Below are 12,990 nucleotides of genomic sequence, written 5' to 3'. Positions count from 1 at the left end.
GAGTCCTTCCCAGGTCGACGGGCGTGCCGGTGCGGGTGGTCACGAGTTGTCGAGCGGCAGTCCGGGCGGGTTGACCTCGGACTTGGCGACCGCTTCGTTGGAGAGGTTGTAGGCCTTGAGCCACTTGGCGTACTGGCCGTTCTTGATCAGGTAGTTGATGGCGTCGGCGAGCGGCTTGGCCAGCCCGCTGTCCTTCTTCGCGGTGGCCGCGATCAGGCCCTGCAGGCTCGCGCCGGCGCCGGAGGAGGTGCCGGCGGTGCGGGTGGCGTTGGGCGTGTCCGCGGTCTGCTTGTTGTGGTACGCGATGCCGGGGTTGGGGCCGAGGTAGGCGTCGATCTTGCCGCTGGACAGGGCCAGGTAGACGCTGTTGCTGTCCTGGAAGTACTTGACGGTGAGCTTCTTGCCCTCGCTCTCCAGCTTCTTCTTCCACTCCAGGAGGATCTTCTCCTGGTTGGTGCCGGCGCTCACGGAGACGGTCTTGCCCGCCAGGTTCTGGTAGTTGCCGTCGAAGTTCCAGGTGCTCTTCTTCGGCACGGTGAAGGCGAGGTTGTCCTGCCGGTAGGAGGCGAACTCGTACTTCTTCTTGCGCTCTTCGGTGTCGGTGACGTTGGAGAAGGCCACGTCGACCTTGCCGCTGTCGATACCGACGAACATGTTCTCCCAGGTGGCGTTCCTGATCTCGGGCTTGAGGCCGAAGACCGCGGCGACCAGACGGCCGAGGTCGGGCTCGGAGCCGGTGAGGGTCTTCTGGTCGCTGCCCACGAAGGCCAGCGGCGGGAACCCGGCGGGCAGCGCGCCCTCGGCGATGACCAGCTTGCCGCTCTTCTTGACGGAGGCGGGCAGTTCGGCGCTGATGGACTTGACCTCGGCGACCTTGATCGTGGTCTGGGTGGCGGCGCCGTTGGAGACCTGCCCTATGACGACCTCGCCGCTCTTCGCGGCGGAGGTGGTGGTGGCCGCGTCGCTGTCGCCCCCGCAGGCGGCGAGCCCGGTGGCGAGGGTGGCGACCGCGGTCGCCGCGGTGATGCCTCTGATCAGGCTGCGTCGGGTGAGGAGCGTGGGCATGGCTGTAATCCTTCGTGTTGCGTGAACGGGGTGGGAAAGGGGTGGGTGAAAGGGGTTCAGAGGACCTTGCTGAGGAAGTCCCTGGTCCGCTCGTGCTGCGGGTTGTCGAGGACCTCGGAGGGCGGGCCCTGCTCGACGATCCGGCCGCCGTCGATGAAGACGACCCGGTCGGCGATCTCGCGGGCGAAGCCGATCTCGTGGGTGACGATGACGAGGGTGGTGCCGCTGGTCGCCAGGTCCTTGATGACGGCGAGGACCTCACCGACGAGTTCGGGGTCCAGGGCGGAGGTGGGCTCGTCGAAGAGGATGACGCCGGGGCGCAGGGCGAGGGCGCGGGCGATGGCGACGCGCTGCTGCTGGCCGCCGGAGAGCTGCCGGGGGTAGGCGCCGATGCGCTCGCCGAGGCCGACCCGTTCCAGGAGTTCCTTGGCCAGGGCCTGTGACTCGGGCTTCGTGAGCTTTCCGGTGGCGACCGGGGCGGCGGCCACGTTGTCCAGCACGGTCAGGTGCGGGAAGAGGTTGAAGTTCTGGAAGACGAAGCCGATCCGGCCGCGCTGGGCCAGGATGGCGCGCTCGCTCAGTTCCTTCAGCTGCTCCCCGTGCCGCTTCACGCCGATCGGCTCGCCGTTGATGCTGACGTGCCCGCGCTCGGGCTTCTCCAGGTGGTTGATGACCCGCAGGAGGGTGGACTTGCCGGAGCCGGACGGGCCGAGGACGACGGTGACCTCGCCGGGACGGATGGTCAGGTCGATGCCGCCGAGGACGCGGTGGGCGCCGTACCACTTGTGGACGCCGTGGATCTCCAGGGCGGCGGGCGCCGTCTCCAGGGTGTCGGTGACGGTCATACCGCGGCCTCCCGGCGGATGCGGGCGCGCAGGTCGGTGAGGCCGGTGCGCAGCTTCTGGAAGGGGGTCGGGGGCAGTGTGCGGGTGGCGCCGCGGGCGTAGTGCCGCTCGACGTAGAACTGGATCACGGAGACGATGCTGGTCAGGATCAGGTACCAGACGGTCACCACCAGGAGCAGCGGCACGATGTCGCCGGGGTAGGTGGAGCCCATGCTCTGCGCGGAGCCGAACAGGTCGAGCAGCGAGACGTAGAAGACCAGCGAGGTGCTCTTGATCAGGCCGATCAGCTGGTTGACGTAGTTCGGGGTGATGGACCGGAGGGCCTGCGGGAACACGATCTTCCGGAACTGGTAGCCCTTGGGCAGGCCGAGCGCGGCGGCGGCCTCGTGCTGGCCCTGGTCCACGGAGAGGATGCCGCCGCGCACCACCTCGGCCGCGTAGGCGGCCTCGTTGAGGCTGAGGCCGACGACGGCGACGGCCATGTCGGTGGCGAGCTTCGACTCGTCGAAGGAGAAGAAGGCGGGACCGAAGGGGACGCCGATGCTCAACGTCTTGTACAGGGCGCTGAAGTTGTAGAGGAAGAGCAGGACCACGATGAGCGGGACGGAGCGCAGCGCCCACACGTAGGTCCAGCTCACCGCGCGCAGGACCGGGCTCTTCGAGAGCCGGGCCAGAGCGAGCAGGATGCCGCCGAGGAGGCCCAGGACCGCGCTGTAGGCGGTGACTTCGAGGGTGATGACCAGTCCGTCGAGGATGGTCGGGCGCAGGAACCAGTAGCCGAAGCGGTCCCACTGGTAGAAGGGGTTGGTCACCAGTCCGTGGGCGAACTGGGCGACGAGGACCAGGGCGACGGCGGTGGCGATCCGCCGTCCCGGCCTGCGCAGCGGCAGAACGCGCTGTGCGGCGAGGGGTTCTGACGGTTCGTCGGCGGCGGGTGGTGCCTCGGGGGCGGCGATCGTGGCGCCTGGGGGTTCACTCATGGCGGGCTCCGGCGGAGTCGGACACCCACGTGTCCCACGGCGGGGGCCGCGCACCGGGCCGTGTTCGGGCACGGATCGGTGCGCGGGGGCGCGCGGGCACGGGGGCTGGGCGGACGGCGGCACACCGGGCGGCCGGTGTGCCGACGGGAACGCTGGGGTGCGAGGCTGCGGGGAGGCGGCGGAGAAGCCTGGTCAGACCCGACAGCGGGCACGGCCCGGTGCGGTACACGCGCTACACAGGGCGCTGTTGACACGGAGCAGGTCGACGGCGCGGTCGGCGACGAGCGGGCTCGGGTACGGGCGTACGCAGCCGTCGGCGCGGCGCTGGGCCGTCCTGGAAGCTGCGTACATGTCCGTCACCTGTCACTGTCGTGCCGGCCCCGAGGGGCACTCGCGCTTACCGAATCGTCGCTTGCCGAAACGTCGTCGGTCCGGTCGTCACCTGGGGCACCCCACCGCGATGCGAGGGTTGCCGGTCAGCAAGCCAGGGCTTGATGCTGACGCTCTTGACCGTTCTGGTCCGTAAGTAACGCAGTTGCCCGAACGAATGTCAACGCCTGTCCGACTGGCGAAACGGTTCGGGCCGCTCTCACCTGCGGGAACCGCGGGGAGCGTCTGCCGCGTGGCCGGCCCAGTCCAGGATCTGGACGGCCGCGCCGGCGGCTTCCAGGCCCTGGCAACGGCCGTGGTGGCGGCGGGCGATGCCGTCGAGGTCGAGGTGGGCGCCGAAGGCCGGGTGGGCGGCCAGCCGGCGGGCGTAGGCCCACACCACCGGATGGCCGGCGACGGCGTGCACGGCGGCGGCGTCCAGGTGGTTGCGGTGCACGGTGTCGAGTTGCACCAGGGCCACCCACAACTCGACGTCGGCTGCCGTGAGTTGCCCGCCGACCAGGAACTCCACCCCGGTCAGCCGAAGTTCCAGCTCGTGCAGGGTGGCGAGCAGCACCTCCAGCGCCTCCGGGTCGCCGCCGGCGCGCCCGGCATGCTGGGCGGCCTGCTCGATGCCCTCCGAGCACAGCCGCTCGACGGCCTCGATCTCGGCTTCGGCGCCGCACGGGTAGAGCCGGGCGACGCCGTCACCGAAGTGCCGGTCCAGGTCGCGCAGGATGTCCCGGCCGTGGGTGCTGACGATCCTGCCGGACCAGCCGTCGCTGAACACCGGCGCCAGGGCCGGTCCCGAGTAGCGGTGCGCGCTGGCCTCGTACAACGGGCGCAGCACGGCGTGGCTGCCGTCGGGACAGTCCGGGACGGCGGACAGGAAGGTGACGGGACAACAGTCGTCCAGGGCCAGCAGGCTGTGCCCGACGGCGATCCGGAGGCCGTCGGGACAGGCGGTGGACAGGTGCAGCCGGTAGCGGCGCGGCACGGCGTAGTGGCCGCTGCGTGCGTCGCGGCCGATGCGGCCCCGGAAGGCGGGGGCGGTGCGGACGGACGGCAGGGCGGCGAGTGGTGTGATGGACATGCGTCTCCCCGGGGGCGGGCGGGCGCGCGGACGTACGCGCGGCGGAAGCGTTCGTCGGTGGTTCGGCGGTGGGCCGTGGCGATGAGGGCCGTGGCGATGACCGGCGGGTGGGCGCCCGGCTCCTGTGGCCGGGATCGGGCGCGCTCAGCCTCTGCGGCCGGTGGCGCCGCACATCCGCAGCAGGTCGATGTGGCGGCGGGAGGTGAGCAGGGGCGCCGTCCGGGGCGCGGGGCTCTCACGGCGGTGTCTGCCGGTGAGCGTGCGCAGGCGACCCATCTTTCCCTACCTTTTCACTAGGATTCCCACCTGGAGTGTCGATCGGCCTCCGTCCGGCGTCAAGGGGGCGTCCACGCCTGGGACACCCGGCCCCGGCTTGCCGCCGGCCGGCCGGGGCGGTGCGCTGGTGGCGGAGGCCGAGTGACAGGAGCCGGAGCCGATGACCGAGCCCCCGGGTCCCGGGCCGGTGCCGGGCGCCGTGCCCGAGACCTTCGCTTTCCGCTGCGGGCGGTGCGGGCACGCCTGGACGGCGGCCTTCCAGGCGGTGTTCTTCACCGACCCGCTCGCCGACCCGGAGCTGCAGAGCACCCTGGAGTACGTCGACGAGGCCGGGCGGGCCGTGCCGTCGCCGCTCACGGACGCGGTGTGCCCACGCTGCGGCAGCAGGCGGGTGCGGATCACGGCGACATGATCACGGCGCTCACCCGAATGGCCACGTGCGGGTGGTCGGCGCAGGCGGCCGGTGGTGGCGTGGAGGGACGCAGCGACGTCGTCCGGCGTCGTCCGGCGCACGGGGCGCACCGGCGCCGTCCGCCGCGTGACGTACCGCGTTCCCGAGGAGGCAGTCGCGATGACCCGTCCGTCCCGACCCGCGCGTGTGCTCGCCACGGCCCTGGCGGCGGGGACCCTGCTCGCCACGGCGGCCTGTTCGGACGGCAGCGGCTCCCCCGAGGCCGCGGCCGTCTCGCTCGCCGCCGAACGCTCCCCGACCCCGTCGCGGACCCCCGCCCTCACCGGCCCCGGGGCGCAGGCCGCGCTGATCACACCCGCCGACATCGAGGACGACTGGCAGCTGGCCAACGACGCGGCCACCTGGCGCAACCAGATGCTGGTCGGGAAGGTCGACGTCGCCGAGTTCCTCGGCGCCAAGTCGGACGCCGCCGACTGCCAGCGGCTGCTGGACGGCCTCTACTCCGACACCCTGCTGGGCCGCGCCACCGGCGCCTCCGGGCTGCGCGGCTTCACCTCGGAGGACTCCCGGCTGCTGTACCAGGTCGGCGACTACGGCCAGGCGACCATGGAGGCCACCATCAAGTGGCTGAAGAACCTCCCCACGGAGTGCAACCAGTTCTCGGCCACCGCCTCGGACGGCAGCAAGCGGACGGTGCAGGTCGTCGAGTACAAGGAACCACCCAAGGTGGGCGACGAGTTGGCGGCGCTCACGGTCACCGTCCAGGGCACCTCGAACGGGCAGCCCGCCACGACCACCCTCGACGTCGCGGCGCTGCGCGTCGGCGCCTCCGGAGCCGCGGTCACCAACGGCGGCCTCTCGGGCGTCGACCACGACAGCACCGCCCTGGCCCTGCAGAACGGCGCCGCGCGCCTCAAGGACGTGCTGTCCGGCAAGACCCCGGCACCGCTGCCGAGCCAGTTCGACTAGGTCAGTGGGCGTGGGGGGCGGGATCCTCGGCGTTGCGCTGGACGGCGCCCGGTTCGCCGTTGTCGCGGTGCCAGGCGACGACGAGTTCGTCACGGGTGCCGAAGCGGACCAGGTGCCGGCCGACGACACCCTCCAGGACCTCGAGGTTCTCGGGGTCGGTCTCCACGGTGAGCAGCAGGGCGTCCTCGGCCGCGGTGAGGGTGCCGGTGCCGTTCTGGAACACGATGCCGCCGGTGCCGGTCTCCTCGTCCCAGCTGGTCTGCGAGCGGCGGCCCAGGTGCGAGGCGAGCTGCTTGGCGTAGCGGGCGGGGCGGTCGGCGGGGACGCGGGCTTCGGAGCGGGCCACCTGGGACTCCCGGTGGTGCGGGGCGGGCATACGGCGACGGGCTCACGCTACGTCGGAGCGGGGGGTCCGGCGCCGTACCCGGGGGCGCAAGCTATGCATGCCGGTCGCGTCGCCTGACGCCGCCGAAGCGCGCCCCATCGCGGCCAGGCCGGACCACGACTCCGTGACATCCGCCACAACGGTTCCGGATCTAGGCGTGCCGGATAGTAGAGACCCCTCAGTCGACAAATGGGATTTGTCCTGTTTAAGGCACCCATGCGTCGCGCTCGGATGCGCACCCTCTCTCCCCGCGAGCGCTTTCCTCCGTTGCGCTCGCACATACGGGATCTGACGAGGCGCCAGAACTCCCCAGCGGTCACGGAAAGCAGACCGGTGCACCCCACTCCCCTGGCGAGGGCCGCAAAATCCTACGAAGCGAGCTAGTAGCGAGGCCCTTTGCGCTCCATGTGAAGACGTCCTAAGAATGACGACCCGCAGGACGCCGCCGCAGCTCAGGAGCGGGTTACACATGGCAAAGCATCGTAAGAACACGCATTACCGGCGGATAGTCATCGCTGCCGTCGCAGTGGGCACCGTGGGGATACCGTCCGCCGCGATGGCCTGTACCAACTGGCCCGGCACCGGCGGACACCGGTCCGACAGCGCCGGGAGCAGCACGACGAAGGACTCGTGGAGCAAGAAGGGCTGGTGGAACGACGCGAACTGGGGCCGCCCCTGGGACGCCGGCCAGGCCGGCGAGCCCTCGGGGACGGCGACGGCGGCGCCCGGCGCCACGAAGACTCCCCTTGCGAGCGCGAAGAAGACGACCGCGCCCAGGCCGAAGGCCTCGACGTCCTGGCACACCGCACGCACCACCGCCCCCAGGCCCAGCACCACCGCGTCGCCCAGCCCCCACAAGACCACCACCGCCGCCGCTTCCACGGCCCCCAAGCCGTCGAGCAGCCCGAAGGCCACCGCCACGGCGTCCGGAGTCGTCGCTCGCATCCTGGAACTCGTCAATGCCGAGCGCGGCAAGGTCGGCTGCTCGGCCCTGACCCTGAACTCGACCCTGACCAAGGTCGCGCAGGCCCACAGCGCGGACATGGCTCTCCACCGGAACATGTCACACACCGGGTCCGACGGCTCCTCCCCCGGAGACCGGATCACCGCTGCCGGGTACACCTGGAGCGCCTACGGCGAGAACGTGGCCTACGGTTACGCCTCTCCCGAGCAGGTCATGGCGGCCTGGATGGCCAGCCCCGGCCACAAGGCCAACATCCTCAACTGCACGTTCAAGGAGATCGGCGTCGGTCTCGCCCAGCCCGACAGCTACTGGACCCAGGACTTCGGCACCGCCCGCTGAGCCATCGGAGCGCGGGGACATCGGAGCGTGGGGCCAGAGGTCCCGTCGGCCAGGGCGTGCGCGATCGCCCGCGCCCGCGCTGGCGCGCCGCCGCGCCAGGAAAGGACTCGCGCACTCGATGGAGCGTCGAGGACAAGGAACGCGCCTTTCGGACAGGGGCAGGGCGGACGGGCAAACGGTTCCTTGCGCGGCGTCCAGGTGTATGCCGATGCCCTGACGGCCGATCAGGTCAGCACGCTCGCCTACCCGTTCTCGACGCCCATGGCGGGTGGTACGGCCCACCTTGACCGAGTCAAGGCGGGCCCCAAAAAGGTCGGGGGCCGTTTCAGATCTCCTCTGAAACGGCCCCTGAGCTGCGACTTTCGCAAGTCGGGACGACAGGATTTGAACCTGCGACCCCTTGACCCCCAGTCAAGTGCGCTACCAAGCTGCGCCACGTCCCGTTGCGGGGTCACGCGGTGGATGCCGCGTGATCACGCAGGTCAACACTACCGCACGCGTACGGGTGCTGCCGCCGGCCGCTCCGTGACCGGGCCGGCGACGCGGCTCGCCCGGCGGACCGGGACGAGGAGGGCGGCGCCGGCCGCGGTCAGGCAGAACAGTGCGAGCAGGGCCCAGGCGTGGGCGTAGCCGGAGGCGTACGGCAGTCCGGAGGGCTGGAGCCGGCCGGTGACCAGGACGCTGGTGAGCGCGGCGCCGATCGAGCCGCCGATGGTGCGGATGTTGGCGTTCATGCCGGTCGCGGCGCCGGTCTGCTCGGGCGGCACGCTGCCGACGATGAGGTTGGCCATCGAGGCGAAGGCCAGCCCGATGCCGAGGCCGAACAGGCCCGCGACGACGCCGATCTGCCACTGCGCGTCGTGCCAGAGGGTGAGGAAGCCGCAGGCCAGCGCGCCGAGCGCGGCCCCCGCGGTGAGCTGCGCCTTGGCGCCCACGCGGGGTTCGAGGCGGCCGCCGACGACGCCCGAGAGGAACATGGCGATGAGCATCGGCAGCATGAGCAGGCCGGACTCGGTGACGGTGGCGCCGAAGCCGTAGCCGGCCGAGGCGGGGGTCTGGACGAAGCCGGGCAGGAAGGACCAGATCGCGTACATGCCGGCGCCGAAGAGGAGGGCGGCGGTGTTGGTGGTCCAGACGGCGGGCAGCCGCATCACGCGCAGGTCGATGAGCGGGGTGGCGGAGCGGGACTCGGTGAGCAGCCAGACGGCGAACAGGACGACGGCCGTGCCGAACAGACCGAGCACTCTGGCCGAGCCCCAGCCCCACTGACCGGCCTGGCTCAGCGGCAGCAGCAGCGCCACCAGCCAGGCGGAGAGCAGCCCGGCACCGAGCCAGCTGACGCTGCCCTCGGCCCGCTTGGGCGACTCGGGGACGTAGCGGGCGGCGATCAGGACGGTGGCCGCGACCACGCCGACCGGGATCCAGAACAGCCAGCGGTAGTCGAGCGCCGAGACGATCGGTCCCGCGGCCACGATGCCGACGCCCCCGCCGGCCGCGATCACCGCGGACAGGTTGCTGATGCTGCCGCTGACCTCGGCCGGGGTGAACTCGTCGCGGATGATGCCGAAGGAGAGCGGGAACAGAGCGCCGCCGATGCCCTGGACGACCCGGGCGATGATCAGCACGCCGATGTTCGGCGCGAGGGCGGCGACCAGGCAGCCGGCGAGGACGGCCAGCAGGACGGCGACGAGGGTGCGTTTCTTGCCGATCAGGTCGCCGGCCCGGCCGAGTATCGGGGTGAAGACCGAGGCGGACAGCAGATAGGCCGTCATCACCCAGGTCGCGGTGGACTGGGAGGTGTGCAGGGCGTGCTGGACGGTCGGCAGGGCCGGGGCGACCAGCGACTGGAGCATGGAGAACACGCCGGCACCGGTCGCGAGGACCGCGAAGGTGAGGCGGGTGGACTTCCGGGGCATGAAGGGCCTCTCCGAAATCGGAACGGAGGGAAGGAAAGGAGGAAGACAGGAAGAGAGGGAGGGCGGAGGAGGGACCGGGCCGCGTCCGGCCATGGCGGTACCGCTCCGCACTGCTAAAGTGGAGGTACTCCTCCACTCTACTGGAGGCGACCCTCCGCTTCAACCGAAGTCGAGGAAACCCTCCGGTTCACCCTCGTCGCACGGGAGGCAGCAGTGCCGGACAGTACGTTCCCCGTCAGTGAGATCGTCGCGTCCCGCAGACCGCACCGTAAGGACGCGGCCCGCAACTACGACGCGCTGGTCGCGGCCGCCCGCGAGGCGTTCGCCGAGCGGGGCGCGGACGTCTCCCTGGAGGACGTCGCCCGCCGCGCGGGGGTCGGGATCGGCACCCTCTACCGGAACTTCCCGACCCGCCGCGACCTCTTCGAGAGCGTCTACGCGGACGAGGTCAACGCGCTGTGCCGGGCCGCCGTGGACCTGGCCGGACTGGAGCCGTGGGAGGCACTGACCTCGTGGCTGGACCGCTTCACCGGCTACATGGTCACCAAGCGGGCGGTGCGCGAGGCCCTCAACGACGAGTCGGAGATCTTCCAGGCCTGCCGTGACTCGATGTACGCGGCCGGCGGCCCGCTGCTGGAGCGGGCCCAGAAGGCGGGCGTGGTCCGCACCGACATGGAGATCGGCGACCTGCTCCGCATGGTCTCCGGCATCACCGCGACGGCCTTCGAGGACGACGCCCAGCGCGACCGCGTCCTCGGCATCGCCCTGGACGGGGTACGCGCCGGCCGCTAGGAGTTCCGGAGGCCGGGAGTTCCGGCCCTCGGCGGCGGCGCGCGGCTCAGAGCCGTACGACGATGAGCGCGATGTCGTCCCGGCCGCCGCTGGCGACGCCCAGGCGGGCCAGCACGGTGTCGGCGAGCTGTTCGGTGTTCTGGTTGATGAACTCGCCGAGGATATCGGCCAGTTGCCCCAGGCCGACGTCGATGTCCTGGTACCGCCGCTCGATGAGCCCGTCGGTGTACAGGACGAGGGTGTCGCCCGGCCGGTACGGCAGGCTCGCCTGCGGTCGGGGGACGTGCTGCGGACGGGCGCCGAGCGGTGGGTCGGTGGCCTGGTCCAGCAGTTCGCAGCTGCCGTCGGGGTGGATGAGCATCGGCGGCGGGTGGCCGGCGCTGCTGTAGGTGATCAGGCGGCTGCGCATGTCGACGACCGCCTTGACGACGGTGGTGCCCAGGGCCCCCTCGACGGACCTGGCGTACAGGCCGAGCACCTCCAGGGCCTGGGCGGGACGCTCCAGGGCCCGGATGGCGGCGGACAGGGCGCTGCGCAGCATGCCCATGACGGCCGCCGCCTCCAGACCGTGGCCGATGACGTCGCCGACCGCGACGGCGAGCCGGTCCGGCGCGATGTCGACGACGTCGTACCAGTCGCCGCAGACGTTGAGCGAGCCGGTGGCGGGCAGGTAGCGCACCGCGATGTCGCGGTGGTGGGCCAGGTCGGGGACGTGCAGCATGGCTTCCTGCAGGATGACGGCGACCTCGCGCTCGCGGGTGTGCGCCTGCCGCAGTTCCTCGTTCAGCCGTTGCAACTCCCGCGCCCGGGCGTACAGTTCCGCCTCCAGAGCCTGCGCCTCCTTCAGCCGCTGCCCCTCCAGGGCGCCGTGGGGGTGGGTGGCCCGGTACTCGATGACGAACGCGGTGACGTCCTCCACCCGGTGGATGATGTACGTCACCTCTCCTTCCGGGCCGAGCACGGGGGTGTTCACCGGGGACCACCATCGCTCCTCGAAGACCCCGGGACGGCTGACGACGGGGATGTCGTACTTCTGCAGCGCCATCGTGTCGGGCCGGCCGGAGGCGAGGACCCGGTGCAGGGACGCGCCGAGGTTGCGGACCCCGTCGGCGTCCGGGTCGGCGGGGTTGTCCGGGAACGCGGTGAAGATGTGCCGCCCGAGCAGGTCCTCCCGGGTGCGTCCGGTGGCCGCCAGATAGGCCCGGTTCACATCGACGATGACCAGGTCAGGACCGAGCACCAGATACGGGCTCGGCGTCGCGGCGAACAGCGCCGTGTGATCAACCCGCGATGCCACCGCTGACGCTCCTTCCCGCCTCAACGGCTCCCACCTCAATCTACGGTCCGCCCTGCGCCTCTGCCCGCCGTGCGGCCCCGCGGACCGGGCCGGGCCGCCCTGCCGGTGGGCCTGTCCCAGCGCCCGGACGCGTGCACCCGGCGGGTCGGCGCGGGCCGTGCCAGGCTGGGATTCCGGGCGGCCGGCCCGCGAGGGGCCGCCGGGCCCGTGCGACGCCTACGGCCGCCGGAGCGCTGCCCGGCCGCCGGGCCGGCTCGGTGTGTCGACGCGGAAAGCGGTGAGTACGGATGAGCGCGAGCCCCGCGGACGGCCCGGACCCCGGTGCCGCCGGTGGCCGGAACGGCCCCGCCGTCTCCCGCCGGGACTTCGACGCGCTCTTCGAGGAGGTCCGTGCCTGGGGCCGCTGGAGTCCGGCCGACCGCGGCGCCTGGAACCGGGTGACCGGGGAGCGGGTACGGGGGGCTGCGGCCGCCGTGCGGTCCGGCCGGGTCGTACCGCTCGGGCTGCCCTGGAACACCGTGCCCGGCCCCGACAACCCGAGGCCCGCCCTGCACCACATGACCGATCTCGGCGACGTGGAGAGCCCGGAGCCCGCCACCCACAAGGACTTCATCGCCGCCGACTACCACGGCAAGGCAGTCACCCATCTCGACGCCCTGTGCCACGTCTCCTACCGCGGGCGGCTCTACGACGGCCGGACGGCGAAGGACGCCGTCGGCGCGGCGGGCGCGCGTTTCGGAGCGGTGTCGGCGCTCGGCCCCCTCGTCACCCGGGGCGTGCTCCTCGACCTCCCCGCCGCGTTCGGGGTCCGCTGGCTGGAGCCGGGAGTGGCGGTGCACGCGGAGGACGTCCGCGCCGCGGAGCGGGCACTCGACGTGCGGATCGCCGAGGGGGACGCGGTGCTGCTGCGCTCGGGGCGGACCCGCCGCAGCAGGGAACTCGGCGCCTGGGACCCGGGCACGGCCTGCGCGGGCCTCCACGTGGACGCCGTACCCGTGCTGGCCGAGCGCGGCATCGCCCTGCTCGGCGGTGACGGCGACAGTGACGTGCGCCCCTCCCCGGTGGACGGTGTGCACTCGCCCGTCCACGCCCTCGTCGTGGCGGCGATGGGGGTGCCGCTGCTGGACAACCTCGACCTGGAGGCCCTGTCGGCCGCGACGGCCCGGGCCGGGCGGTACGAGTTCCTGCTCGTGGTGGCACCGCTGAACATCCCGGGCGGGACGGGCTCGCCGGTCAACCCGGTCGCCGTCCTCTGACGTCGGGTGCGACATATCCGTAATCTCACGTA

13 protein-coding genes, 1 tRNA gene and 1 riboswitch are annotated in these 12,990 nt (G+C 71.9%); of the genes, 5 read left to right on the top strand and 9 right to left on the bottom strand.

Annotation, left to right across the window (positions count from 1 at the left end; all coding sequences use genetic code 11):
- Positions 1-39 precede the first annotated feature (39 nt).
- The 5 genes from JF597_RS19840 to JF597_RS19820 all read right to left on the bottom strand — a co-directional run bounded on the left by JF597_RS19840 (position 40) and on the right by JF597_RS19820 (position 4,628).
- Positions 40-1,065 (bottom strand): ABC transporter substrate-binding protein, encoded by a 1,026-nt coding sequence (locus tag JF597_RS19840; RefSeq protein WP_293996438.1) that lies wholly within the window; start codon positions 1,063-1,065, stop codon positions 40-42.
- A gap of 56 nt (positions 1,066-1,121) precedes the next feature.
- Positions 1,122-1,910 carry an amino acid ABC transporter ATP-binding protein gene (locus JF597_RS19835; RefSeq protein WP_293996436.1) on the bottom strand — a complete coding sequence of 263 codons (789 nt, stop codon included), beginning with the start codon at positions 1,908-1,910 and terminating at the stop codon, positions 1,122-1,124.
- Entirely contained in the window at positions 1,907-2,890 is a 984-nt protein-coding gene (locus JF597_RS19830; protein WP_293996434.1) for an amino acid ABC transporter permease, read from the bottom strand. Before JF597_RS19830 ends, JF597_RS19835 begins: the two co-directional genes overlap by 4 nt.
- A 388-nt stretch (positions 2,891-3,278) precedes the next feature.
- A riboswitch (SAM riboswitch) is annotated at positions 3,279-3,402 on the bottom strand.
- Positions 3,403-3,479: 77 nt separating this feature from the next.
- Positions 3,480-4,352: a glutathione S-transferase C-terminal domain-containing protein gene (locus tag JF597_RS19825; RefSeq protein ID WP_293996432.1), complete on the bottom strand. Its 873-nt coding sequence runs from the start codon at positions 4,350-4,352 to the stop codon at positions 3,480-3,482.
- Positions 4,353-4,496: 144 nt separating this feature from the next.
- Positions 4,497-4,628 carry a hypothetical protein gene (locus tag JF597_RS19820; RefSeq protein ID WP_293996430.1) on the bottom strand — a complete coding sequence of 44 codons (132 nt, stop codon included), beginning with the start codon at positions 4,626-4,628 and terminating at the stop codon, positions 4,497-4,499.
- 160 nt (positions 4,629-4,788) lie between these two features.
- Here JF597_RS19820 and JF597_RS19815 point away from each other — a divergent pair, with 160 nt between their 5' ends.
- Both JF597_RS19815 and JF597_RS19810 read left to right on the top strand, forming a co-directional pair.
- Positions 4,789-5,040, top strand: a complete 252-nt coding sequence (locus tag JF597_RS19815) for a hypothetical protein (protein WP_293996428.1) — start codon at positions 4,789-4,791, stop codon at positions 5,038-5,040.
- 159 nt (positions 5,041-5,199) lie between these two features.
- Positions 5,200-6,009: a hypothetical protein gene (locus tag JF597_RS19810; protein WP_293996426.1), complete on the top strand. Its 810-nt coding sequence runs from the start codon at positions 5,200-5,202 to the stop codon at positions 6,007-6,009.
- Between the two features lies 1 nt (position 6,010).
- Here JF597_RS19810 and JF597_RS19805 read toward each other — a convergent pair whose 3' ends face one another.
- Positions 6,011-6,385: a DUF2218 domain-containing protein gene (locus tag JF597_RS19805; RefSeq protein WP_293996424.1), complete on the bottom strand. Its 375-nt coding sequence runs from the start codon at positions 6,383-6,385 to the stop codon at positions 6,011-6,013.
- Positions 6,386-6,863: 478 nt separating this feature from the next.
- On the opposite strand from JF597_RS19805, the gene JF597_RS19800 reads away from it, so the two are divergent.
- On the top strand, positions 6,864-7,697 hold the full coding sequence (locus JF597_RS19800; RefSeq protein ID WP_293996422.1) for a CAP domain-containing protein: 834 nt from the start codon (positions 6,864-6,866) through the stop codon (positions 7,695-7,697).
- 369 nt (positions 7,698-8,066) lie between these two features.
- Here JF597_RS19800 and JF597_RS19795 read toward each other — a convergent pair.
- A tRNA-Pro gene (locus JF597_RS19795) sits at positions 8,067-8,140 on the bottom strand.
- Positions 8,141-8,185: 45 nt separating this feature from the next.
- Positions 8,186-9,613, bottom strand: coding sequence for an MFS transporter (locus tag JF597_RS19790; RefSeq protein ID WP_293996420.1), 1,428 nt, complete (start codon positions 9,611-9,613; stop codon positions 8,186-8,188).
- Between the two features lie 213 nt (positions 9,614-9,826).
- On the opposite strand from JF597_RS19790, the gene JF597_RS19785 reads away from it, so the two are divergent.
- A complete protein-coding gene (locus JF597_RS19785) occupies positions 9,827-10,405 on the top strand; it encodes a TetR/AcrR family transcriptional regulator (RefSeq protein ID WP_293996418.1) in 579 nt (192 codons plus the stop codon).
- Between the two features lie 46 nt (positions 10,406-10,451).
- Here the strand turns inward: JF597_RS19785 and JF597_RS19780 are convergent, their stop codons facing one another.
- The gene (locus tag JF597_RS19780) at positions 10,452-11,702 is read right to left on the bottom strand and encodes a SpoIIE family protein phosphatase (RefSeq protein WP_293996416.1); all 1,251 of its coding nucleotides are present in this window, start codon (positions 11,700-11,702) and stop codon (positions 10,452-10,454) included.
- A 287-nt stretch (positions 11,703-11,989) separates the two neighbouring features.
- Between JF597_RS19780 and JF597_RS19775 the strand changes: the two genes are divergently transcribed.
- Positions 11,990-12,958: a cyclase family protein gene (locus JF597_RS19775; RefSeq protein WP_293996414.1), complete on the top strand. Its 969-nt coding sequence runs from the start codon at positions 11,990-11,992 to the stop codon at positions 12,956-12,958.
- Positions 12,959-12,990 lie beyond the last annotated feature (32 nt).

The sequence above is a fragment of the Streptomyces sp. genome (assembly GCF_019510245.1).
Taxonomy (GTDB): Bacteria; Actinomycetota; Actinomycetes; order Streptomycetales; family Streptomycetaceae; genus Streptomyces.
This window is presented reverse-complemented; position numbering and strand designations above follow the sequence as displayed.